This is a genomic window from Enterobacter chengduensis (assembly GCF_001984825.2).
Classification (GTDB): Bacteria; Pseudomonadota; Gammaproteobacteria; order Enterobacterales; family Enterobacteriaceae; genus Enterobacter; species Enterobacter chengduensis.
The window spans coordinates 2434708-2460611 of record NZ_CP043318.1; the positions used below are offsets into that span (position 1 = coordinate 2434708).

General features: G+C 61.0%; 9 protein-coding genes. 5 read left to right on the forward strand and 4 right to left on the reverse strand.

Annotation, left to right across the window (positions count from 1 at the left end):
• Positions 1 to 31: 31 nt before the first annotated feature.
• The gene (locus FY206_RS11975; RefSeq protein WP_032640313.1) at positions 32 to 826 is read left to right on the forward strand and encodes a YdcF family protein; all 795 of its coding nucleotides are present in this window, start codon (positions 32 to 34) and stop codon (positions 824 to 826) included.
• Between the two features lie 55 nt (positions 827 to 881).
• Here the strand turns inward: FY206_RS11975 and gap are convergent, their stop codons facing one another.
• Complete coding sequence (gene gap / locus FY206_RS11980) at positions 882 to 1883, reverse strand: type I glyceraldehyde-3-phosphate dehydrogenase (protein ID WP_032640311.1); 1002 nt, start codon at positions 1881 to 1883, stop codon at positions 882 to 884.
• Between the two features lie 189 nt (positions 1884 to 2072).
• On the opposite strand from gap, the gene cybB reads away from it, so the two are divergent.
• Positions 2073 to 2603: a cytochrome b561 gene (gene cybB / locus FY206_RS11985; RefSeq protein WP_045890302.1), complete on the forward strand. Its 531-nt coding sequence runs from the start codon at positions 2073 to 2075 to the stop codon at positions 2601 to 2603.
• Positions 2604 to 2693: 90 nt separating this feature from the next.
• Here cybB and FY206_RS11990 read toward each other — a convergent pair whose 3' ends face one another.
• From FY206_RS11990 to FY206_RS12000, 3 genes are all read right to left on the reverse strand, one after another.
• Positions 2694 to 3761 (reverse strand): oxidoreductase, encoded by a 1068-nt coding sequence (locus tag FY206_RS11990; protein ID WP_032640307.1) that lies wholly within the window; start codon positions 3759 to 3761, stop codon positions 2694 to 2696.
• A gap of 13 nt (positions 3762 to 3774) precedes the next feature.
• Positions 3775 to 4518: a DeoR/GlpR family DNA-binding transcription regulator gene (locus FY206_RS11995; RefSeq protein WP_032640305.1), complete on the reverse strand. Its 744-nt coding sequence runs from the start codon at positions 4516 to 4518 to the stop codon at positions 3775 to 3777.
• A gap of 386 nt (positions 4519 to 4904) precedes the next feature.
• Positions 4905 to 5873 (reverse strand): IS5-like element IS903B family transposase, encoded by a 969-nt coding sequence (locus tag FY206_RS12000; RefSeq protein ID WP_022649395.1) that lies wholly within the window; start codon positions 5871 to 5873, stop codon positions 4905 to 4907.
• A 521-nt stretch (positions 5874 to 6394) separates the two neighbouring features.
• Here FY206_RS12000 and FY206_RS12005 point away from each other — a divergent pair.
• From FY206_RS12005 to FY206_RS12010, 3 genes are all read left to right on the forward strand, one after another.
• Complete coding sequence (locus FY206_RS12005; RefSeq protein WP_374206871.1) at positions 6395 to 7660, forward strand: TolC family outer membrane protein; 1266 nt, start codon at positions 6395 to 6397, stop codon at positions 7658 to 7660.
• Between the two features lie 120 nt (positions 7661 to 7780).
• Positions 7781 to 9436 carry an Ig-like domain-containing protein gene (locus tag FY206_RS25820; protein ID WP_407712716.1) on the forward strand — a complete coding sequence of 552 codons (1656 nt, stop codon included), beginning with the start codon at positions 7781 to 7783 and terminating at the stop codon, positions 9434 to 9436.
• Entirely contained in the window at positions 9388 to 25785 is a 16398-nt protein-coding gene (locus FY206_RS12010) for an Ig-like domain-containing protein (RefSeq protein ID WP_375710416.1), read from the forward strand. Before FY206_RS25820 ends, FY206_RS12010 begins: the two co-directional genes overlap by 49 nt.
• The last annotated feature ends 119 nt before the right edge of the window (positions 25786 to 25904 follow it).

A 25904-nucleotide genomic window follows, 5' to 3' on the forward strand; every position in this document is an offset into this window, starting at 1 on the left:
ACCCTGAAGAAATACAGAGAAGGAGTTCATCATGGAGCAGACCCATTTCCCCATCCTGCCGGATGCCACCCTGGCGGCCATCAATACTATTGGTGAATGGCTGGCGCAGGACGATCTAAGCGGCAGTAGCCAGCAGTCGGACGTCGATGCGGTCATTCTGGCTGGAAACGCCGTTATCCCGACCATTGACGCGGCGTGCCGTATTGCGGCAGAAAAGCAGGTACCGCTGCTGATTAGCGGCGGCATCGGCCATTCGACCACGTTTTTATATGAAGCGATCCGCAAACACCCGCGTTACCACGCTCTACCGGTCACCGGGCGGGCGGAAGCGAGCATTCTTGCCGATATTGCCCGGGCGTTCTGGCAGATCCCCGAGGCGCGCCTGTGGATTGAAGATCGCTCCACCAACTGCGGAGAAAACGCCCGCTTTAGCTGGAACATGCTGAAACAGTACCGGAGAACAGGTGGACGAATGCTGGTGGTGCAGGATCCGACGATGCAGCGCCGCACGGTGGCGACGTTTGCCCGCGTGTGTCGCGATGAGCCCGTTTCACCGCAGTGGGTCAGCCATCCAGGGTTTACGCCGACGCTGCAAAACGGAAAAGAGGGCGTGGAATTCAGCGAGGGCAACGCCGGACTGTGGCCCGTTGAGCGTTACCTTTCGCTGGTGATGGGGGAACTGCCGCGTCTGTACGATGATGAGAACGGCTATGGCCCGGCCGGGCGGGATTTTATCGCGCACGTTGAATTCCCCGAGGCCGTCACCGCCGCATGGAAACAGCTGCAGCAGGATCCGGTCCTGAAGGTGGCGCGAGAGATAACCTAAGCACGGCGCAATCCCCTCGCCCCTTTGGAGAGAGGGTTAGGGTGAGGGGGGCATTTCACAGCGCCGCAAACTTATCCAGCGTCCGCACCAGCTGCGTCACAAATCCATATTCGTTGTCATACCACGCGACGGCCTTCACCAGCTGAAGCTCTCCCGCTTCTGACACCTCCGTCTGCGTGGCGTCAAATACCGAACCATAGTGCGAGCCAATCACGTCTGACGACACGATTTCATCATCGGTATAGCCGAACGATTTATTCCCCTGCGTCGCCTTTTTCAGCGCGGCGTTGATCTCCTCAACGGTGACCTTCTTGCCCAGAATCGCCACCAGCTCGGTTACCGAACCCGTTTTCACCGGCACGCGCTGCGCGTGGCCTTTCAGCTTGCCGCTGAGCGCAGGGATCACCAGACCGATGGCTTTGGCGGCGCCGGTAGTGTGCGGAATGATATTTTCTGCCGCCGCCCGCGAGGCGCGAAGGTCTTTCCCGCGCGGGCCATCCACCAGCGCCTGGGTACCGGTATAGGCGTGAATGGTGGTCATGGTGCCTACTTTTATTTCAAACGCATCGTTCAGGGCTTTCGCCAGCGGGGCAAGGCAGTTGGTCGTACAGGATGCGACGGAAATAATCGTATCACTGGCGTCAAGGGTATCGTCATTCACGCTGTAGACGATGGTTTTCATGTCGCCCGCGGGTGCCGAGATCAGCACTTTCTTCGCGCCAGCGTCCAGGTGCGCCCGTGATTTCTCTTCAGAGGTATAGAAGCCGGTGCACTCCACGACGATATCCACGCCCGCCGTTTTCCACGGAATATGCTTCGCCTCTTTTTCGGCGTAGACCGCAATGGTTTTGCCGTCAACGATCAGCGCATCCTCGGTGAAATCCACGCTCCACGGGAAGCCGCCGTAGTTGGAATCATGCCTGAGCAGGTAGGCCAGCACTTTCGGTGAGGTGAGGTCGTTGATGGCGACGACGGTATTGCTGTCCTGGGTTTCAAGAAGGCGACGAAGTACGAGGCGTCCAATGCGTCCAAATCCGTTAATGCCAATTTTACTCATGGTGCTCTCCTGTAAACGTGTCGATGCGACAGTTTGAACTCATCCAGGCTTAGACCATCACGGGCGGGGCGGCAATTGAAGATGCTTCATGCGTGGGGAAGTATTTGAAAAACCATACAGAAAAGTTAATGAATTTTTAAGGAAAGGAGATTATGTTGGCTCGGTAACTGTTTTTTATCGAGAAATCACATGCGCACTAAATATACAAGCCTGCAAATCGGCATCCACTGGCTGGTGTTTCTGTTAATCATCGTCGCCTACTGCGCCATGGAGTTCAAAGGTCTCTTCCCGCGCACCGCGCGTCCCTTGATCAACATGATCCACGTCTCCTGCGGCATCAGTATCCTGGTGCTGATGGTGACGCGTCTGCTGGTTCGCCTGAAATTCCGCGCGCCCCCGATTCAGCCGAAGCCAAAAGCGATGGTGACGGGGATGTCCCATCTGGGGCATCTGGTCGTTTACCTGCTGTTTATTGCGCTGCCGCTGATTGGCATTGTGATGATGTATAACCGGGGCAGCGACTGGTTTGCTTTCGGGCTGACGATGCCGCACGCGGCGGAGTCCAATTTTGACCTGGTTGATACGCTGAAGGAGTGGCACGAGACGCTGGCAAACCTGGGCTATTTTGTGATTGGCCTGCACGCGGCGGCGGCGCTGATGCATCACTATTTCTGGAAAGATAATACCCTTCTGCGCATGATGCCGAAAAAGCGTTCGTAGTCATTAACGCTTGCCGGGTGGCGCTGCGCTTACCCGACCTACATTGACATCGTAGGCCGGGTAAGGCGTAGCCGCCACCCGGCTTGTTTTTTAACCCAGCAAAGCGCGCTCTTCGGCCGTTAGCGCCAGCGCCTGGGTTGACCCCGTCTCCGAGGACTTCACCGCCGCTTCCAGCACGGCCATCACCGCTAACGCCTCGACAGGGTGGACCGGATTGGCGATTTCCCCGCGTAACGCATCACGCACGCTGATGTAATACTGGCGCTGATCGCCTTTCGGGGTCGGGATCGTCTGCGTCGCGCCATCTGCGCCAAAGAACACCATACTGTCGCTGTCTTCGCCCCAGGCTTCACTGCCGGGGATCACCCCTGAAAGCAGCTGCGCTTCCTGCTGGTCGATTCTGGCTTTCACCACGCTGCCTTTATCCCCGTGCACGGTAAAGCGCGCCGTGCCACCCGCCACCAGCATGCTGGCGTGCAGAATGACCTTGTGCTCCGGGTAGTTTAAGACCACGTGCGCCCAGTCGTTAATTTCGGCACCGTCGCGCAGCGTCGCGATATTCCCCTGAACCGACTGCGGCAGGCCAAAGAGCTGGAGCGTCTGGTCGATCAGATGAGGGCCCAGGTCAAACCACAGGCCGCTCCCGGGGACGTTCTGTTCGCGCCAGCGCACGCGCACTTCCGGGCGGAAGCGGTCAATATGCGACTCCAGATGTTTAACCTTGCCGAGCGAGCCTTGCTCAACGATCTGCTTAATGCCGAGGAAATCGCTGTCCCAGCGGCGGTTATGGAATACGGAGAGCAGAAGCTGCTTTTCGTCCGCCAGCGCAATCAGGTCGCGGGCTTCCCGCATGTCGAGGGTAAAAGGCTTATCCACAACCACGTGTTTACCCGCGTTCAGGGCCAGCGTCGCCAGCGGGGCGTGCGTGGCGTTAGGGGAGGCGATCACCACCAGGTCAACATCAGGATGCTGGATGGCCTCCTCCGGCGTCGCCACCACCTGGACGTCCGGCAGATCGCGTTTCACCTTCTCTTCATCACGTGAAGAGACCACGGCCAGCCTAATCCCGTCCACGGACTGGATCAACGGAGCATGGAAGGTTTTACCCACAAATCCATACCCGATCAGCGCAATGTTGATTGTTTGAACGTTACTCATGACCTTCTCCACGTTAATTTGCGCACACCGTAACCTGCAGTGCGCCAGGGTCCCCAAGCTCAGGCCAGGGACGATCTAAAAAGAGTTGTTGAATGCTGGATAACCCGGAAACCAGATACGGTTCGCAGCGGTTAATTTTCAGGTGGTCGGCGACAACCCAGTGCGCATGACTCGCGGCGAGCATCGCGCGCTTAACCTCGGCGTCCGCTTCTTTACCGGCGCTCAGGCCAAGTTCGGCATGAATGGCGCATGCGCCAAGAATGGCGATATCGGCCCGATAGCGGGACAGCAGGGACAGCGTGGCGCTGCCGGCAAACAGCCGCTGCCTGTTGTCCCATTTTCCGCCGAGCAGGATCAGCTCGATGTCGTCCCGGTCGCTAAAATGCTGGGCGATATCCAGTGATGTCGTGATCACCGTGAGTGGCCCCTGAAGAAAGGTGGCGACGGCCATCACCGTGCTTCCGGCATCCAGAAACAGGGTGGAACCCGCAGGAACCTGCTGTGCGACCCGTTTACCCAGGCGCTGTTTGGTCTCCGGCAGCAGCGTATTGCGGCCCCGACGGTTCATGGCGGAGAGGTTGAGCGCGATGGCTCCGCCGTGGTTCTTCTGCGCAAGGCCCTGGTTTTCCAGGTCGGTCAGATCCCGACGGATGGTATCCGCTGAAACCTGCAGCTTTTCGGCCAGTTCGGTGATGCTGGCCTGGCCCTGCTCGCTGAGGAGATCGAGGACGTAGCGTTGACGAGCGGTTTTGTGCATGGCGTGCATTCCTGCAAAATATCGCAATAATTTGCATAATACAGCATTTTGACGCAGAGAGAAGGGTAATGTCCCCGGAATAGTGAACAGTTGAGAGATGGTTCATTTGAGTGATTATTAAAATTTTATTGATAAGGTATGATTAAGCCGCTTTGAATGTTAACCGTAATGTTATTGTTATGTTTTATTAAACGGTTTGGATTAAGTCACCAGAGGGTTGCCGTTGCATGGTTTTAAAAACTATCGAATTAATGCAACGCAGGATTTAATTGCTTAAATTAGTTTTTTAATAGGCTTTAATTTTAATAATCTCTCTTTGGTTACTTAAACGGCTTTGTTGAATAAATCAGATTTCGGGTAAGTCTCCCCCGTAGCGGGTTGTGTTTTCAGGCAATACGCACGCTTTCAGGCATACCTGCTTTCGTCATTTTGTTCAGCGCTCGTACCAGGGCCATAGCCTCTGCAACCTGACCATCGTAGTCACGCAGTGTCAGTGAACCTCCGAACAGCTGTTTTACCCGGTACATCGCCGTTTCCGCTATCGAGCGACGGTTATAATCTGTTGTCCATTTCCACCGCGCATTACTCCCGGTCAGCCGCTGATTCGCAACAGCACGGTTACGGTCTGCATATTCACCGGGCCAGTAACCCGCGCCTTTTCGGGGCGGGATAAGCGCGCTGATTTTCTTACGCCGCAGTTCATCGTGACAGAGCCGGGTGTCGTAAGCGCCGTCTGCCGATGCTGCCCTGATTTTTCTGTGAGTCTGCCGGATAAGACCCGGGAAGGCTTCTGAGTCCGTCACATTGTTCAGCGACAGGTCTGCACAGATGATTTCATGTGTGTTGCTGTCAACTGCCAGATGCAACTTTCGCCAGATACGGCGGCGTTCCTGGCCATGTTTTTTGACTTTCCATTCGCCTTCACCAAAGACCTTCAGCCCGGTGGAATCAATCACCAGATGCGCGATTTCACCCCGGGTGGGCGTTTTGAAACTGACATTAACCGACTTTGCGCGCTTGCTGACACTGGTGTAATCCGGGCAGCGCAACGGAACATTCATCAGTGTAAAAATGGAATCAATAAAACCCTGTGCAGCCCGCAGGGTCAACCTGAACACGCGTTTAATGACCAGAACGGTGGTGATGGCGAGATCAGAATAGCGCTGAGGTCTTCCCCGTGATGAAGGCGTTGCCGACTCATACCAGGCCTGAATAGCTTCATCATCCAGCCAGAAAGTTATGGAGCCACGGTTGATGAGGGCTTTATTGTAGGTGGGCCAGTTGGTGATTTTGAACTTTTGCTTTGCCACGGAACGGTCTGCGTTGTCGGGAAGATGCGTGATCTGATCCTTCAACTCAGCAAAAGTTCGATTTATTCAACAAAGCCTACTTAAACTGACACTTCTTTGAAAATCTTTGTGTCTGACCCGCGCTGAAATTAACGCAAAAATGTGCAGGGAGCAAATTAAGAATTTTCCTTAAATAACAGGCATTTTATATGTTTCATCTGAAAGGTCATTTTAAGAGTTTTGTCCAGAAACCCCATATTTTTTCTTAATTGTAACACCCCATTAACATTGTGGGTGTAGTGAGCTATACCGCATTTTGTTATGCTGCCAACAACTTAAAGAAATAAGTAAATTCTTAATTGAAATAAGACGCGGGCGGATCTCATCTCCAATGGAAATGGGTATGGGGAGTATTACCTGAAATTCAGAAAGGATGCTAAATAAGATATTTGTCTAATTATCTATACCTCTTTTTGGGTAATTCCTTCAGTGTCACTCAGAGTCAGGGAGATAACATGACGATATTACGCAAACCTAAGTTACGGCGATTTACGGCAGCACTGGCATTCATTTCATTAGCCATAAATATGGCGTACGCCAATAGTCAGCAGGTGGGTATTGCCCCGGTGGCAACAACAACCTTAAAAGAAAGTATTCTTTTTGCTATCGATCGCGATCCGTCAATTAGCCAGCAGGCCGCGCAGCTGGGTATTGGCCAGGCGCAAATAGACGAAGCGCGCAGCGGCTGGATGCCGCAAATATCATTGAACGGGAGCACGGGGCATAGCCAGACCACCGATTCCAGCGGGTCGCTGAAGAATTCAGCCGCCTGGGGGGTGAGCCTGACGCAGCTGTTGTACGATTTTGGCAAGACCAATAACAGCATCAGCCAGTCCTCCGCCCAGCGTGATAGCTACCGCTACCAGCTGATGGGCACGCTTTCGGATGTGGCGGAAAAAACGGCGCTCAGCTATGTCGAGGTCAAACGCTATTCCGATCTGTTGCAGGCGGCAAAAGAGAACGTTCAGGCGCTCAAAAACGTCGAGCAGCTGGCAAAGCTGCGCGCAGACGCGGGGGTAAGCTCCACCTCTGATGAGCTTCAGACCCGCACGCGCATTGCCGGCATGCAGGCGACGGTCGCGCAGTATCACGCTGCCTTAAACAGCGCCCGCGCGCGGCTTGCGGTATTAACCGGGATGCAGGCCGAGGCCTATTCGCCCGTGCCCGCGAATCTTGCCGTGGAGCCGGGCTCGCTCAACCGCATAGATTACTCTCTGATACCGGCCGTAATGGCCGCGCAGAACATGGAGCGTTCGGCCCAGTATGGCGTGGAAACGGCGAAGTCTCAGCACTGGCCGACGTTAAGCCTGAAGGGGGGACGCACCCGCTATGAATCGGACAACCGTTCATACTGGGACGACCAGATCCAGCTCAATATTGACGCACCGCTTTATCAGGGCGGCGCGGTATCTGCGCGCGTGCGGCAGGCGGAAGGCGCTCGGGCGATGGCCTCCTCGCAGGTCGATCAGGCGCGCTTCGATGTCCTGCAAAAAGCCTCCGTCGCCCAGGCGGACTGGACCGGCGCGCGGGGAAGAATGGAGGCCGGGAAGCAGCAGCTGGAAAATGCGCTGCGCGCCCGCGATGTTTATAAAAATGAATACACCCTGAGCAAGCGGAGCATAAACGATCTGCTTAGCGTTGAGCAGGATGTCTGGCAGGCCACGTCAGCGAAAATAATCGCCGAGTATGATGGCTGGAGTTCGGCAATTAATTATGCTTCCGCAGTTGATAATTTAATGCCGCTTATTGGAATAGAGAAAAACGCTGCCGCAAAACTACCCGATCTGAGTTAACGATAGACGCGCACAGTCGCAAAAAATAAGTCTGAAAATAATGGGTGTTTTTTCCCAGGGATAGCTGCATCCATCTGGTGGTCATATCCACAGGAATCCGTACACCTGCAAGGAGAAGAAATGAGTAACGTAAAGGTTGTTGATGTCATCATTCGCAAAACGGCGGAGAAAACGAAATTAACCGGCGAAGGAAATCTGTCGGTCTCTATTTCATCGCCGAGCGTGATCGAAATCCAGGGCTCTGCTCAGGACGTGGCGCGTTATGTCCGCCAGGGTAAAGACCTCCTTATTTATATGAAAGACGGCAGCGTGATTCGCTGCAATAACTATTTTGTCGAAGATACGGAAACGCATAATCAGTCTGAGCTGGTGTTCAATGACCGTCAGGAACTGACGCATATTTCTTTTGCCGATACCGGGGAAGCGTCAGGCGCTGCGGTGACCGAGTTAACCGCGCAGGCCACGCCAATTAGCAGCGTTCAGCCTTTCCTCGAGCAGGAAAGTCTGTTAAGCGACGCGCCGTGGGGCTGGATTGCGGGGGCCGCGTTAGGCGGCGGCGCCATTGGGGCACTGCTGGCAAACGGCGGGCATGGCGAAACGAAAACTAAAGTTATTGATAATACGAAAGAAGTAGAAAGCGCGACGCCGACTTTCCTGCTGTCGGATAAAGCGGGCGACAGGCAGGGCGTGCTGAGCGCAGACGCGATCACGGACGATAACACCCCAACCTTCAGCGGTACCGGCCAGCCGGGCGCGACCATTCAGATCAAAGACAGCAGCGGCAGCACCATAGCCAGCACCATGGTCGGTAAAGACGGCACGTGGACGGTCATCTTACCGACCCAGACGGACGGCGCCCACACCTGGTCGGTCGTGCAGATCGACGGCAGTAAAACCACCTCAGCGGGCAGTATTAGCGTAACGGTTAATACTGCCGAAGCCACGATCGCGCTGGAGACAACGGCGGGTGACAACGTCATTAACGCCAGCGAGCAATCCGCAGGCTTTACGCTTTCCGGTACCAGCAAAAACCTGGCGCAGGGCACCGAACTCACCGTGACGCTGAACGGCAAAACCTACGCCGCTGAAGTGGGCGCGGACGGCGCGTGGCGCGTTAACGTCCCCGCGGCAGACGCGCAGGCGCTGGGCGACGGTACCTGGACGGTTAACGTGAGCGGTAAGGATGCGGCGGGTAACACCGTCAGCGGCAGCCAGACGATTGGCGTAGACACCACCGCGCCAGCCCTCTCTGTCGATACCCTCGCACAGGACAACATCATCAATGCCGCCGAGCACGGCCAGCCGCTGACCCTGACCGGTAAAACAAATGCGGAAGCCGGTCAGATCGTCACGGTCACGCTGAACGGCAAAAACTATAACGCTACGGTGGGCAGCGACGGCACCTGGTCCGTCACGCTTGCGGCAGACGACGTGCAGGCGCTCAGCGAGGGCAACCATACCCTGACGGTGAACGTCAGCGACAAAGCGGGCAACGGTTCGTCCGTGACGGCAGATTTCACGGTGGACACCGCCGCGCCGGTCGTCACCATCCATACCGTGGCGGGCGACGATATTCTCAATATCAGCGAGCAGGGGCAGGCGCACGTGATTTCCGGCCAGGCGAGCGGTGCCGCCGCGGGCGATGTGGTGACGGTGACCCTTGGCGGTAGACCTTCACCGGCGTGGTGCTGGCGGACGGCAGCTGGAGCGTGGGCGTTCCGGCGTCGGTGCTGGGTGCCCTGGGTGAAGGTAACCACACGATTTCCGTTTCCGTGACCGACGCGGCGGGCAATACCGGCAGCGCCACGCACGGCATTACGCTGAGCGGGCATCCGCCAGAATTTACGATTGACGCCATCAGCCAGGATAACGTGCTGAATGCCCAGGAGGCGATGCAGCCGCTGAGCCTGACCGGCACCAGCAACCTGCCGGACGGCAGCAGCGTCACCGTGACGCTGAACAACGTCAGCTATCAGGCCACCGTCGCAAACGGTATCTGGGCGGTCCAGGTGCCGGTTTCCGACGTCCTGAATCTGGCAAACACCCTTTACACCGTCACCGTCAGCGGCACCGACAGCGTGGGCAACAGCGGCTCCGCCGGGGCGAATCTGCTGGTGGACACCGTCCTTCCGCAGGTGATCATCAATACCTTTGCGGGCGACAACCTGGTCAATAACGCCGAAGCGGGCGTCGATCAAACCCTCAGCGGTCGCGTTACCGGCGCGGCGGCGGGCGATACCGTGTCCGTTTCCGTCGGCGGCAAAAGCTACAGCGCCACGGTGGGCAGCGATCTTACCTGGAGCGTCACGATCCCGTCGGCGGATCTTCAGGCGTTTGGCGACGGTGACTTAACCTTCACCGCATCGGTTACCAACGGGCACGGCAACACCGGCACCGGCGAGCGTGACGTCAACATCAACGCTGAACTGCCGGGCCTGCGCGTGCACACCATTTCCGGCGATGACGTGATCAACGCCATCGAACAGCAGCAGGATCTGAGCGTCACCGGCTCCAGTACCCATCTGGCCCCGGGCACGCAGGTTGTCGTCACCATCAATAACGTTGAGTACGTTACCGCGGTTAACGCCAGCGGCAGCTGGCAGATCGGCGTTCCGGCGGCGGACCTGCAGGCCTGGGCGGCAGGCGGCATGACGGTTAGCGTCAGCGCTGAAGATGCCTGGGGCAATACCGTTGCGGCTGAACACCCGATTGAACTGGATCTGAACGCCGTGGCGGTCACCATTGATACCGTCTCCGGCGATGACATGCTCAACGCGGCCGAAAAAGGCAGCGATGTCACCCTTTCCGGCCAGACGCAGGGCGTGGAGGCAGGGCAGACCGTAGTGGTGAAATTCGCCGACCAGACCTTCACCGCACAGGTGCAGCAGGACGGCTCCTGGAGCCTGACCGTACCCGCCAGCGCCATGGAAACCCTGATCGACGGGCGTGCGCAGGTGAGCGTCAGCGTTACCAACGTTAACGGCAACAGCGCCGACGCGTCGCGCGTGGTCACGGTGGACACGCAGCCGCCCGCGATTACGCTCGATAACCTGACCGCCGACAACATCATTAATGCGGCCGAAGCCCAGCAGGATTTATCGTTAAGCGGCAGCAGCACTGCGGAACCCGGCCAGACGGTCACCGTCACGCTGAACGGCAAAACCTATCAGACCACGGTTCAGACGGACGGCACCTGGCAGCTGAGCGTACCGGCGGCGGACGTGGGCGCGCTGGCAGACGGCATCGTAACCGTGACGGCCACCGTGAGCGACGTGGCGGGCAATACCAGCAGCGCCGACCGCATGGGCCTGGTGGATGCCACCGTGCCGCAGGTGACCATCAACGACTTTGTCACCGCCACCAACACCGTTAACCAGCTCGCCCATGCGCAGGCGCAGATCCTGAGCGGCTCCGTCACCGGTGCGGCGTCGGGCGATCTTGTGACCGTTACCCTCAACGGCACGGCTTACACCACCGTGGTGGACGCCGCGGGGAACTGGAGCCTTGGCCTGCCGGCGTCCGTCGTGCAGGGGCTGGCGGACGGAACCTGGACAATCGACGTCTCCGTCACCGACAGATCCGGCAATACCGGAAGCAGTTCGCTGGATGTGGTGGTGAATACCGTGACGCCTGTCATCGGTATCAACACGCTGGCGGCGGACGACGCGATCAATGCGACCGAGAAGGGCGAAGATCTGCTGCTCTCCGGCACCAGCAACCAGCCGGAAGGCACAGCCATTACGGTAACCCTGAACGGCATTCAGTACACGGCCACGGCTGACGCGAGCGGGAACTGGAGCGTGACCGTACCGGCGGCAGCGGTAAGCGCGCTGGGCGAAGCGCATTACACCGTGACGGCGAACGTCACCGACAGCGTGGGCAACAGCGCCTCAGCCTCACACGACGTGCTGGTGGACAGCTCGCTGCCGCGAGTGACGATCGACACGCTGGCGGGCGACAATATCGTTAACGCGGCGGAAGTGGCGGCCGGGCAAACCCTGACCGGTAACGTCGCGAATGCGGCGCTAGGTGACACTGTCACTATTATACTCGGCGGCCAGACTTACACGGCAACCGTGCAGGACGACCTGACCTGGAGCCTGTCGTTAAGCGAGAGCCAGCTAACCGCCCTCGGCAACGGCGACCTCACCGTATCGGCCAGCGTCACCAACGCGCGCGGCAATACCGGCTCTTCTTCTCTCGACTTCACCATCGACGCCGAGCTTCCGGGTCTGCGTATTGACACCGTGGCGGGCGATGACGTGATTAACATCATCGAACACGGTCAGAACCTGATTGTGTCCGGCACCAGCACCGGTCTGGCGGCGGGCAGCACCGTGACCGTGACCATCAACGGCAACACCTATTCCGCTACGGTACTGGCGGACGGCAGCTGGCAGGCGGCCGTCCCGGCAGCGGACGTCTCGCAGTGGGCGGACGGTACGCTCGAAATCAACGCCAGCGCGCAGGATACCTCCGGCAACCCGGTGACGATCGGCACCGTCGTGGACGTCGATCTTGCGCCTGTCGCCGTCAGCATCAACAGCGTGACCGACGACAACGTGCTCAACGCGGCGGAAAAAGGCCAGGATCTGGTGCTTTCCGGCACCACCTCCAACGTTGAAGCGGGTCAGACCGTCTCCATCACCTTCGCGGGTAAAACCTATACCACCACGGTGGATGCCAACGGCGGCTGGACCTACAGCGTCCCGGCAGCCGATCTGAGCGGCCTGAAGGACGGCGACGCCCGCGTGCAGTTAACCGTCACCAACGTGAACGGCAACGTGGCGTCCTCGGCGCAGGAGTTCAGCGTCGATACCGCCGCGCCGACGGTGACCATTAACACCATCAGCGGCGACAACATGCTGAACGCGGCCGAAGCGGCGCAGGATCTGACCCTGAGCGGCACGTCTAACGCTGAGGCAGGCCAGACGGTCACCGTGACCTTCAACGGCAATCAGTACACCGCGCAGGTGCAGGCGGACGGAACCTGGACGCTCGACGTTCCGGCGGCCGATATGGCAGGCATCGCCGACGGCAGCGCGGCGGTCACGGCGAGCGTGTCCGACAAGGCAGGCAACCCGGCCAGCGCGGGCTCCTCGGTGCTGGTGGATACCACCGTACCGCAGATTACCTTCAACATCGTTGCGGGCGACGACGTCGTGAACATTGCCGAGCACGGCCAGGCGCTGATCGTCTCCGGCAAGGTGACGGGCGCGCAGGCGGGCGACGTGATTACCGTGACCCTGAACGGTAAAGACTACACCGCCATGCTGGATGCGTCCGGCAGCTGGAGCGTAGGCGTTCCTGCGGCGGACGTGGGCGCGCTGGCTAATGGTAACCAGACGATCTCCGCGACCCTGACCGATAAGGCCGGTAACAGCACCACCGAGACGCATGAGTTTGACGTCTCCCTGACCGCGCCGGCGATCGCCATCAATACCCTGGCGGTTGACGACGTGATCAACGCCACCGAGAAAGGCCAGGATCTGCTGGTGTCCGGCACCAGCAACCAGCCGGACGGCACCGCCATTACGGTGACCCTGAACGGGATTAACTATACGGCGACTACTGACGCCAGCGGGAACTGGAGCGTGACCGTTCCGGCGGCGAACGTTTCTGCCCTGGGCGAAGCGAGCTACGCCGTGACGGCAAGCGTGACCGACGCCGCGGGCAACAGCGCGAGCACCGGCCACAGCGTGCTGGTGGACAGCGCGCTGCCGCAGGTTACCATCAACCCGGTCGCCACGGATGACGTCATTAACGCAGCGGAAGTGGCTGCCGGGCAGGCCCTGAGCGGCAGCGTGAGCGGCGCGGCGAGCGGTGACACTGTCACTGTTTCCATCGGCGGCCATACCTATACCGCGACGGTGCAGGACGATCTGAGCTGGTCGGTCAACGTGCCGTCCGCGGTCTTAACCGCCATCGGTAACGGCGATCTGACGGTGTCCGCCAGCGTGACCAACGGCCACGGCAACACCGGCACCGGCGAGCGCGAAATCGTTATAGACGCCAGCCTGCCTGGCCTGCGCGTCGATACCGTCGCGGGCGACGATGTGATTAACAGCATCGAACATACGCAAAACCTGATTATCACCGGCTCCAGCGACGGGCTGGCGAGCGGCTCCGCGCTGACGGTGACCGTCAACGGCAAAACCTACGCCGCCACCGTGCTGGCGGACGGCACCTGGACGGCGGCCATTCCGGCGGCAGACGTTAGCGCGCTGAATGCGGGCACGGTCACCGTGACGGTGGAAGGCCAGAGCACGGCGGGCAATCCGGTTTCCATTAGCCATGACGTGAAAGTGGATCTGGCCGCGGTCGCCATCAGCATTGACGCGATTGCCGCTGACGACGTGATTAACGCGGCGGAAAAAGGCGCGGACCTGGTGCTGTCCGGCTCCACCACCAACGTGGAAGAAAACCAGACCGTTACCATCACCTTCGGCGGCAGGTCGTACACCGCGACGGTGGGTGCCGACGGCAGCTGGACGGCCACCGTACCGTCTGCCGATTTGGGCAGCCTGAAGGACGGCGATGCCAGCGTGCAGGTGAGCGTCACCAACGTGAACGGCAACAGCTCGTCGGCGGGCCGCGAGTACAGCGTGGACGCGACGGCGCCGACGGTATCTATCGAGATCGTCAGCGACAACAACATCATCAACGCGGCCGAAGCGCAGCAGGATCTGCTGATTAATGGCGTGACCAACGCCGAAGCGGGCCAGACGGTGACGGTAACGCTGAATGGCAAAGACTACGCCACCACCGTAGAGGCAAACGGCAGCTGGAGCGTGACCGTACCGTCCGCCGATCTGAGCGGGATTACCGACGGCAACTACACCATCAGCGCCGCCGTGGCGGATAAAGCGGGCAACCCGGCCTCCGCGGATCGCGACGTGCTGGTCGATACCACCGTCCCGCAGCTGACCATTCACACCGTGTCCGACGACGACGTGATCAACAGCGTCGAGCATGCGCAGGCGCTGATTGTCACCGGTTCCGTGACCGGTGCGGCGGCGGGCGATGTGGTCACCGTGACGATCAACAATAAAGCGTACACCGCCACCCTGGACGCCTCCGGCGGCTGGAGCGTGGGCGTGCCTGCAGCGGACGTCACCGCGCTGGCGGCAGGCGATTACACCATCACCGCGGCGCTGACCGACAGGGCGGGCAACAGCAACAGCACCACGCACAGCGTGGAGGTCAACCTGAGCGCGCCGGTGCTGACCATTGACACCGTGTCCGGTGACGATGTGATCAACAGTACAGAGAAAACCCAGGATCTGACGATCTCCGGTACGGCTTCCGGCCTGGCGGCAGGCGCGGTAGTCACCGTGATGCTGAACGGCAAGGCGTACAGCGCGACGGTGGATGACAGCGGGAAGTGGACCACCACGGTTCCGGCGGACCAGGTCGGTCAGCTGGGTGAAGCGCTTTACACCGTTACCGCGTCAGCAACGGACGGCGTTGGCAACAGCACCAGCACCTCTCATACCGTGAACGTCGAGTCCGTTCTGCCGGGCGTCATTATCAACACCGTGGCGGGCGATGACGTCATTAACGCGGCCGAGCTGGCGGCAGGCCAGAGCATCAGCGGCTCGGTAGTCAATGCCGAAGCAGGCAACACGGTTACCGTGACTCTCGGAGGCAAAACGTATACCGCGACGGTAGAGAGCGATCTCACCTGGTCCGTTAGCGTGACGCAAGCTGAACTGACCGCGCTGGGCAACGGCGAGTTGACCGTGTCTGCCAGCGTAACCAACGGCGTGGGCAACAGCGGATCCGCGGAGCGCGATATCACTATCGACGCTAGCCTGCCCGGGCTGCGCGTCGATACCGTCGCGGGCGACGACGTGATCAACAGCATCGAACATAATCAAAACCTGATTATTACGGGAACAAGCGACGGGCTGACGACGGGCACGGCGCTGACCGTGACCGTAAACGGCAAAACCTATGCGGCGACCGTCCTGGCGGACGGCACATGGACGGCGGCGATCCCGGCGGCGGACGTGGGTGCCCTGGCGGCAGGCACGGTGACCGTGACCGTTTCTGGCCAGAGCAGCGCGGGTAACCCGGTCTCCATCGATCATGATGTGACGGTCGATCTGGCCACCGTTGCCGTGAGCATCGACGTGATTGCCGCCGACGACGTGATTAACGCGGCCGAGAAGGGCGCGGATCTGGTGCTTTCCGGTACCACCGCTAACGTTGAGGAGAACCAGACCGTCAGCATTATTTTCGCGGGCAAGAGCTATACCGCGACCGTCGGCGCAGACGGCAAATGGACCACCACGGTGCCGGCGGCCGATCTGGCAGGTCTGAAAGACGGCGACGCCAGCGTGCAGGTGAGCGTCACCAACGTGAACGGCAACAGCGCCTCGGCGGGCCGCGAGTACAGCGTGGACGCCACCGCGCCGACCGTGACCATCAGCACCATCGCGGGCGATGACGTTCTGAACGCGGCAGAAGCGCAGAGCGATCTGACCGTGTCCGGCACCAGCACCGCCGAGGCGGGCCAGACCGTGACCGTCTCCCTGAACGGCAAGGACTACACCACGACCGTCGGCGCGGACGGCAGCTGGACGCTGGCCGTTCCGGCGGCGGATGCTGCGGCACTGACCGACGGCAGCGTAACCGTGACGGCTTCCGTGAGCGACAAAGCGGGTAACCCGGCGTCGGTTGACCATAACCTGACGGTAGATACCACCGCGCCAGCGGTGACCATCAACACCGTGGCGGGCGACGACGTGATTAACGTCGCCGAGCACGCGCAGGCGCAGATCGTCAGCGGCTCCGCCACCGGCGCGGCGGCGGGCGATAAGGTCACCGTCACCCTCGGCGGCCAGACGTACACCACCGTGCTGGACGGGGCGGGGAACTGGAGCGTGGGCGTACCGGCGAGCGTGATTTCCGCACTGCAGGACGGCACCGTGACCGTGACTGCGTCCGTCACCGATGGCGCGGGCAACACCGGCACCGGCACGCATAACGTGACCGTCGACACCGGCCTGCTTTCCGTCGGCTTCAACACCCTCAGCGGCGATAACGTGCTGAACGCGGTGGAAAAAGGCCAGGATCTGAGCGTGAGCGGCACCAGCGCCAACCTGGCGGAAGGCACCGTGGTCACCGTGACCCTGAACGGCAAAAACTACACGGCCACGACGGCGGCGGACGGGAGCTGGAGCCTGACCGTTCCGGCAGCGGATCTGGCCGGTCTCGGTCAGGCCAACTACACCCTGAGCGCGACCGCCACCAACGGCGTGGGCAACAGCGTGAGCAACACCGCGAACCTGCTGGTGGATACCGCGCTGCCGACCGTTACCATCAATACAGTGGCGGGCGATAACGTCATCAACGCGGCGGAAGTGGCGGCCGGGCAAATCCTGAGCGGCAGCGTGGCGAACGCGGAAGCGGGCAACACCGTCACCGTGACCCTCGGCGGCAACAGCTACACCGCGACGGTGCAAAGCGATCTGACCTGGTCCGTAAGCGTGCCGTCTGACGTGCTGACCGCGCTGGGCAACGGCAGCCTGAGCGTGACGGCGACCGTCACCAACGGCCACGGCAATACCGGTTCCGGCGAGCGCGAGATCGCTATCGACGCTAACCTCCCGGGCCTGCGCGTGAATACCGTGGCGGGCGACGACGTGATCAACAGCATCGAACATGCGCAGAACCTGATCGTCACCGGCACCAGCGACGGGCTGGCGGCAGGCACGGCACTGACCGTCACCGTTAACGGTAAAGACTACGCGGCCACGGTGCGGGCGGACGGCACCTGGAGCGCGGCAATCCCGTCAAACGACGTGAGCGCGTGGCCGGAAGGCAGCGTGAAGATCGGCGTCACCGGCGACAGCGCGGCGGGTAACCCGATTACCATCAGCCACGATGTGACGGTGGATCTGGCGACCGTTGCCATCAGCATCAACGCCATCGCCACCGACGACGTGATCAATGCGGCGGAGAAAGGGGCCGATCTGGTGCTGTCCGGTGCGACCACCAACGTGGAGGCCGGGCAGACCGTAACCCTGAGCCTGAACGGCAAGATCTACACCACCACCGTCGATGGCGACGGCAACTGGACGTATACCGTACCGTCTGCGGATCTGGCACACCTTAAGGACGGCGACGCCAGCGTGCAGGTGAGCGTCACCAACGTGAACGGCAACAGCGCCTCGGCGGGCCGCGAGTACAGCGTGGACGCCACCGCGCCGACCGTGACCATCAGCACCATCGCGGGCGATGACGTTCTGAACGCGGCCGAAGCGCAGAGCGATCTGACCGTGTCCGGCACCAGCACCGCCGAAGCGGGCCAGACCGTGACCGTCTCCCTGAACGGCAAGGACTACACCACGACCGTCGGCGCGGACGGCAGCTGGACGCTTACCGTTCCGGCGGCGGATGCGGCGGCACTGACCGACGGCAGCGTAACCGTGACGGCCTCCGTCAGCGACAAAGCGGGTAACCCGGCGTCGGTTGACCATAACCTGACGGTAGATACCACCGCGCCAGCGGTGACCATCAACGCCGTGGCGGGCGACGACGTGATTAACGTCGCCGAGCACGCGCAGGCGCAGATCGTCAGCGGCTCCGCCACCGGCGCGGCGGCGGGCGATAAGGTCACCGTCACCATTGGCGGCCAGACGTACACCACCGTGCTGGACGCGGCGGGGAACTGGAGCGTGGGCGTACCGGCGAGCGTGATTTCCGCGCTGCAGGACGGCACCGTGACCGTGACTGCGTCCGTCACCGACGCGGCGGGCAATACCGGCACCGGCACGCATAACGTGACCGTCGACACCGGCCTGCCTTCCGTCGGCTTCAACACCCTCAGCGGCGATAACGTGCTGAACGCGGTGGAAAAAGGCCAGGATCTGAGCGTGAGCGGCACCAGCGCCAACCTGGCGGAAGGCACCGTGGTGACCGTGACCCTGAACGGCAAAAACTACACGGCCACGACGACGGCGGACGGCACCTGGAGCCTGACCGTTCCGGCAGCGGATCTGTCGGGTCTGGGCGAAGCGAATTACACCCTGAGCGCGACCGCCACCAACGGCGTGGGCAACAGCGTCAGCAACACCGCGAACCTGCTGGTGGATACCGCGCTGCCGACCGTCACCATCAACACCGTGGCGGGCGATAACGTCATCAACGCGGCGGAAGTTGCCGCGGGCCAGATCGTTAGCGGCAGGGTAACGAACGCGGAAGCGGGCAACACCGTTACCGTCACCCTCGGCGGCAACAGCTACACCGCGACGGTGCAGAGCGATCTGACCTGGTCCGTGAGCGTGCCGGAGTCCGTCCTGACGGCGCTGGGCAACGGCGATTTGACGGTGTCGGCAACCGTGACCAATGGCCATGGCAACACCGGTTCGGGCGAGCGCGATATTTCCATCGACGCCAGCCTGCCGGGCCTGCGCGTGGATACCGTGGCAGGCGACGACGTGATCAACAGCATCGAACATGGTCAGAACCTGATCGTCACCGGCTCCAGCGACGGGCTGGCGGTGGGAACCACGCTCACCGTGACCGTTAACGGCAAAACCTATGCCGCCTCCGTGCTGGCAGACGGCAGCTGGACGGCGGCGATCCCGGCGGCAGACGTTGGGGCGCTGGCAGCAGGTACGGTCACCGTGACCGTTGCGGGCCAGAGCACCGCAGGCAACCCGGTGACCATCAGCCATGACGTGACCGTCGATCTGTCGGCAGTCGCGGTGAGCATTGATGCGGTTGCGACCGACGACGTGATTAACGCCGCGGAGAAAGGCGCGGATCTGGTGCTCTCGGGCAGCACGTCAAACGTGGAGGAAAACCAGACCGTCACCATCACCTTCGCCGGTAAGACCTACACCGCGAAGGTGGATGCCGACGGTAACTGGACGGCAACCGTGCCTTCCGCGGATCTGGCGGGCCTCAAGGACGGCGATGCCAGCGTGCAGGCGAGCGTGACCAACGTGAACGGCAACAGCGCCTCGGCGGGCCGCGAGTACAGCGTGGATGCCACCGCGCCAGCCGTCACCGTTGATACGGTCGCGGGCGATAACGTCATCAACGCCAGCGAAGCGTCCGCAGGGGTAGCCATCTCCGGCACCACCACGGCGGAAGCCGGGCAGACGGTCACCGTGACGCTGGACGGTAAGAGCTACACCGCGCAGGTGCAGCAGGGCGGAATCTGGAGCGTGAACGTGCCGGGCTCCGACCTCTCCGCACTGGCGGATAACGGCTATACCGTGCAGGTTAGCGTGAGCGACGCCGCGGGCAACCCGGGCAGCGCGGGCAAAGCGATTACGCTTGATACCACGCCGCCGACCGTCAGCTTTAACGTGGTGGCGGGCGATGACGTCATCAACAGCGTGGAGCACGGCCAGGCGCAGATCGTCAGCGGGTCGGCAACCGGCGCGAACGTCGGGGATAAAGTGGTCATTACGCTGGGTTCGAACCAGTACACCACCACCGTTGACGCCAGCGGCAACTGGAGCGTGGGCGTACCGGCCAGCGTGATTTCAGCCCTGACCGACGGCACCGTGACGCTGAGCGCGACCATTACCGACGGCGCGGGCAACAGCAGCACCCAGACGCACGACGTGCGGGTCAACACCGCCTCCGTGGCGCTGACGGTAAACACCCTTAGCGGCGATGACGTCATTAACGCGGCAGAAGCGGGCAACGCGCTGGTAATTAACGGCTCCAGCGCCCAGTTCGCCAGCGGAACCGTGGTCACCGTGACCCTTAACGGCAAGGCCTATACGGCCACGATCCAGAGCGACGGCACCTGGACGACCACCGTTCCGGCCGCCGACGTGGGCGCGCTGGCCGACGGCGCGCGCTATCAGGTGTCTGTTTCCGCGCAGGACAGCGCGGGCAACGGCGCCTCGGCAACGCACGACATCAGCGTGGACACCACCGCGCCGGTGGTGAGCATTGCAACGCTGTCGGGTGACGACATGCTGAACGCGCTTGAAGCGCAGCAGCCGCTGACCGTGCGCGGATCTTCCAGCGCGGAGGCGGGTCAGACCGTCACCGTGACGCTGGGCGGCAAAAGCTACACTGCGCTTGTTGGCAGCGACGGGACCTGGACGCTGGACGTGCCGGCGGCAGATCTGGCTGCCCTGAGCCAGGGCGCGCTGACGGTGACCGCATCGGTCAACGACAAAGCCGGTAACGGCGGCCAGACGACGCACACCTTAACGGTGGATACCGTCGCGCCGACCGTGACCATCAGCACCGTGGCCGATGACGACATCGTTAACAACGCCGAGCAGCTGGCGGGTCAGACCATCAGCGGTACCACCACGGCGGAACAGGGCCAGACGGTGACCGTTTCCTTCAACGGGCATAGCTATCAGGCGACCGTCGGGGCGGACGGATCGTGGTCGGTCTTCGTGCCGGGTCGTGATTTCCTCGGCCTGAGCGACGGGGATTACACCATCACCGCGTCGGTAAGCGATAAGGCGGGCAACCCGGGGAGTGCATCGCACGACGTAACGCTGAACGGTGACGTCCCAACTATCACCATCAACACCTTTGCGGAAGATGACATTGTCAGCGCTGCTGAACACGGCACGCCGCTGGTCATCAGCGGCACCACCGACGCGCCTGCGGGTCAGACGGTGACCATCACGCTGAACGGTAAAACCTACACGGCGACCGTTCAGAATGACGGCTCCTGGCGCTATACGGTCGGCAGCGCGGATGTGACCGCGCTGGCGGACGGCGGTTCGTACGTGATTAACGCCCAGGTCAGTAACGCCATCGGCAACAGCGCCAGCGATAACCACACCGTTACCGTGGATCTGACCGCGCCGTCGATGGGGATTAGCATCGATTCGCTGCAAAACGACACCGGCCTGAGCGCGACGGATTTCATCACCAACGACGCTCAGGTCGTGGTCAACGGCTCGCTGACCGCGCAGCTCGGCAATAACGAGAAGGCGCAGATCAGCCTCGACGGTGGGGCAACCTGGATTGACCTGACCGTGACCGGCACCACATGGCGTTATACGGACGGCCGCACCCTGACCGACGGGACCTATCAGTATCAGGTGCGGGTGATTGATAACGCGGGCAACGTGGGGTCAACGGACAGCCAGGACGTGGTCATTGATCTGACGAAACCGGCGGCAACGACCATTACCGTGGATTCCGTTTCCCAGGATACCGGCCTGTCCGACAGTGACTTCATTACCAGCGACAACCAGATCAGCCTGAAAGGGACGCTCGGCGCGGCGCTGGGCAGCGGCGACCACGCGCAGATCAGCCTTGACGGCGGCGTCACCTGGACCGACGTCAGCGTCAGCGGGCTGAGCTGGACGTATGTCGATGGCCGCACGCTGGCCGACGGAGATTACAACTACCAGCTGCGCGTGATTGACGACGCGGGGAACATCAGCGCCACCGCCAGCCAGGTAGTGACCATTGATACCGTCGCGCCGGACGCCAGCAAAACGATCGCTATCGACCGCATCAGCGACGATACCGGCCTGAGCAGCAGCGACTTTATCACCAACGATACGTCCCTGACGCTGCACGGCTCGCTCGGCGCGACGCTGGCGGACGGCGAGTACGCCCAGATCAGCATCGACGGCGGCGTGACCTGGGAGAACGTCATCGTCACCGGCAACACCTGGTACTACGTGGATGGCCGGACGCTGGGTAACCAGACCTATGACTACTACGTTCGCGTGGTGGATGCGGCGGGCAACGTGGGGGCCAGCGCCCATCAGCAGGTAACCGTGGATACGATCGCCCCGGATGCGGCCATTACGGTGACCGTGGATAACATTACCGTCGATACCGGCTTCGACAACAATGACTTCCTGACCAGCTCTACCTCGTACACGCTGCACGGCACGCTCGGGGCCGAGCTGGGTGCGGGCGAGTACGTTCAGGTGAGCATGGACGGCGGCACCACCTGGGTGTACGCCACCGTCAGCGGTACCCAGTGGAGCTACAGCGATACGCGTACCCTGTCAGACGGTAGCCATAATTACCAGGTACGGGTTGTTGACCAGGCGGGTAACGTCGGGGCGACCACCTCGCAGGCGGTGACGGTGGATACGCAGGCGCCGCAGTACGGCATCACCATCGACAGCATCAGCGAAGACACCGGCCAGTCCGGAAGTGATTTCATCACCATGGACACCACGCTGACCATTAACGGCTCGCTGGGCAACGCGCTGGCAAACGACGAGCGCGTCCAGATAAGCCTCGATGGCGGGAATACCTGGTCAGACGCCACGGTCACCAACCAGCGCTGGAGCTATACCGATACCCGCGATCTGGCGGACGGTGACTACACCTACCAGGTGCGGATCATCGACCAGGCGGGCAACGTGGGTTCCACCGCGTCTCAGATCGTCACGGTAGACACGACGCCGCCAACCACGGTGGGCACGGTCGTGAGCTATACCGACGGTGAAGGCGAGCGTCAGGGCACCTTTGGCAGCGCGGTGGCAACGGACGATAACTCGCCGCTGATCAACGGCACGCTTAACCGCGCCCCGGACGACGGCGAGATCGTGCAGCTTTACCGTGACGGGGTCCTTCTGGGCCAGGTGACCATGAACGGCAGCGCGAGCTGGTCCTTCCAGGACAACGGCCTGAGCGACGGGAATCACACCTACATTGTGCGCGTCACCGACAGGGCTGGAAACTACACGGAATCCGACGGCTTTGTGCTGAACGTCGATACCAGCATTCCGACCACCACGGCGGCGATTACCGCGCAGACCACGTCGGATACCACGCCGATCGTCAGCGGTACCGTCTCCGCTGACCTGGTGAACGGTGAATACCTGGTGGTCACGGTGAACGGCAAAACCTACACCTCCCAGACGGGCGGTGCGGTGGTGGTCGACCCGGATCACAACACCTGGTATCTGCAGATCCCGGACGGCGACGCGCTGAGCGTGGCGAGCTACAGCGTGACGGCGCAGGTGAAGAGCAGCGCGGGTAACGGGAATACCACCGGCACCGCGACCGGCAGCCTGGTGATTGACACCACCTCGGTGAATACCGACTGGGCAACTACGGCGGGGAACAGCAATAACTCCACCATGACCCTCGGCATCAACAGCAGCGGTCTGTGGAATATCATTGCGAACGGCCAGTCTTACTCCAGCAGCGACAGCTCGACCTATGCCGGCAATACGCTGACCAACACCCGTAACTTCTACGTGGTGAGCCAGACCGCCGCCGACTTTGACCGTAACGGCACGCAGGACATTTTCGCCACGGAGAACACCTACGGTGGCTCCACTCAGGTGATGTGGACCTACGATGGCAGTACCTATAACGCCAGCCAGCTGGGGGTAGGCACCACCATCTGGTACGGCGGGGTGGTTGCGTACGACAAAACCGGTGACGGCTATCTGGATCTGGCCTACGGCGATGCGGGTGCAGACTCCATTACGTACGTGATCAACAACAACGGGGTACTGTCGCCGGACGGCACCAACGGCGGCGCAGGTTTCTGGGGGCAGTTCACCACCATGCGTGAAATCTCCGGCGTTGACCTGAACAACGACGGCACGGTGGATATTGTTCAGCACACCAACCGCAGCGGCGCGTACTCGTTAACCGTGATCAACAACAACGGCAACGGCACGCTCTCTATCGGCCAGAACCTGACCAACGTGTTTGTGGTCAACGCCGCGAACACCACCACGGCGGCGTCCATGACGTGGGCAGACTTCAACGGCGATGGCTACATGGATCTGTACCTGGGCAGCAGCTACAACAACAACGGCGGGGTGATCTACTACAACGACGGCACCGGGAAGCTCTCCACCACCAAGAGCGCGGTGGAAGCCTCTAACGCGTCGGCGGGGTATCTGTCGGTGGCGGTGGACTGGAACGGTGACGGGCAGATGGACATTATCAAGCTCAGCACCTACGGCGCGTCGCAAACGGCGACCCTGTTCACCAACAACGGGTACGGTTCCACCTGGACCTCCAGCCAGCTGGCGTCCGGTATTGCCTACGCCACCGGCGTGGCGGCCGTAGACTACAACTGGGACGGCGCGCAGGATCTGCTGGTCTCTCAGCAGAACGGCAAGGTTGTGCTGGTCCAGAACAGTAAAGCCATTGCGGACGGCACCGCGATGCATCTGCACATTGTCGATAGCGAGGGCATCAACGCCTACTACGGCAACACGGTCAACCTGTATAACGCCGCGGGCGTGCTGGTTGCCTCGCAGATCATCAACGCCCAGTCCGGTATCGGATCGAACGATACCTCCGCGCTGGTGAGCTTCTACGGGCTGGATCCGAAGGAGACCTACTCGGCGGAGATTGTGAAGATCACCAACGGGGTGTCGGATAACGTCACCTGGAGCGATCTGGTCGCGGGCAACGGCAAAGAGGGCTACGTCCTGACGGCCGAGGCGGCCACCGGCGGCCACAGTGGGACCATTACCGGTACCGGGTATAACGACACCTTTATTGCAGAGGATGGCACCTATACCTACAACGGCTCCGGCGGCTGGAATACCCATTCCGACTACGACACCTGGAGCAACACCGGCGGGATGGACGTGGTGGATTACCGCAACGCGACCTCCGGCGTGACCGTTGACCTGCGCCTTTCAACCGCGCAGGACACCGGCTTCGGGACCACGTGGCTGTTGAACATTGAAGGTATTAACGGCTCGGACTTCGACGATGTTATCACCGGCAACAGCGCGGATAACCAGTTCGAAGGCCGCGGCGGAAATGACACCTTCAACATCGGCAGCGGCGGTCACGATACGTTGCTCTACAAGCTGATCAACGCCTCGGACGCAACGGGCGGTAACGGTCACGACGTGGTGAACGGCTTTACGGTCGGCACCTGGGAAGGGACGGCGGACACGGATCGTATTGACCTGCGCGATCTGCTCTCCGGCAGCGGCTATACCGGCACGGGCTCGGCGAGCTATGTGAACGGCGTGGCCACGCTGGACAGCAGCGCGGGCAATATCAGCGATTACATCCGCGTGGTGCAGAACGGCAGCAATACCGAAATTCAGGTTGACCTGGACGGTACCGGCGGTCAGTTCTCCCCGACCACCCTGGTGACGCTCAACGGCGTGCAGACGGATCTGGCGACGCTGCTGGCCAACCATCAGCTTTTAATTGCGTAAAACAACGCCGCGAGGAGCGATCCTCGCGGCCTTTTGCGTTTCTTTACATAAATGGCAATAACCCTATATTTCACAAGATTATTTTGCGGGCTCGTTTAAAGAATGTTCGATTTTGAGTT

Coding starts and splice junctions, on each gene's coding strand:
- FY206_RS11975 (WP_032640313.1), top strand. CDS start 32: ATGGAGCAGACCCATTTCCCCATCCTGCCGGATGCCACCCTGGCGGCC.
- gap (WP_032640311.1), bottom strand. CDS start 1,883: ATGAGTAAAATTGGCATTAACGGATTTGGACGCATTGGACGCCTCGTA.
- cybB (WP_045890302.1), top strand. CDS start 2,073: ATGCGCACTAAATATACAAGCCTGCAAATCGGCATCCACTGGCTGGTG.
- FY206_RS11990 (WP_032640307.1), bottom strand. CDS start 3,761: ATGAGTAACGTTCAAACAATCAACATTGCGCTGATCGGGTATGGATTT.
- FY206_RS11995 (WP_032640305.1), bottom strand. CDS start 4,518: ATGCACAAAACCGCTCGTCAACGCTACGTCCTCGATCTCCTCAGCGAG.
- FY206_RS12005 (WP_374206871.1), top strand. CDS start 6,395: ATGGCGTACGCCAATAGTCAGCAGGTGGGTATTGCCCCGGTGGCAACA.
- FY206_RS25820 (WP_407712716.1), top strand. CDS start 7,781: ATGAGTAACGTAAAGGTTGTTGATGTCATCATTCGCAAAACGGCGGAG.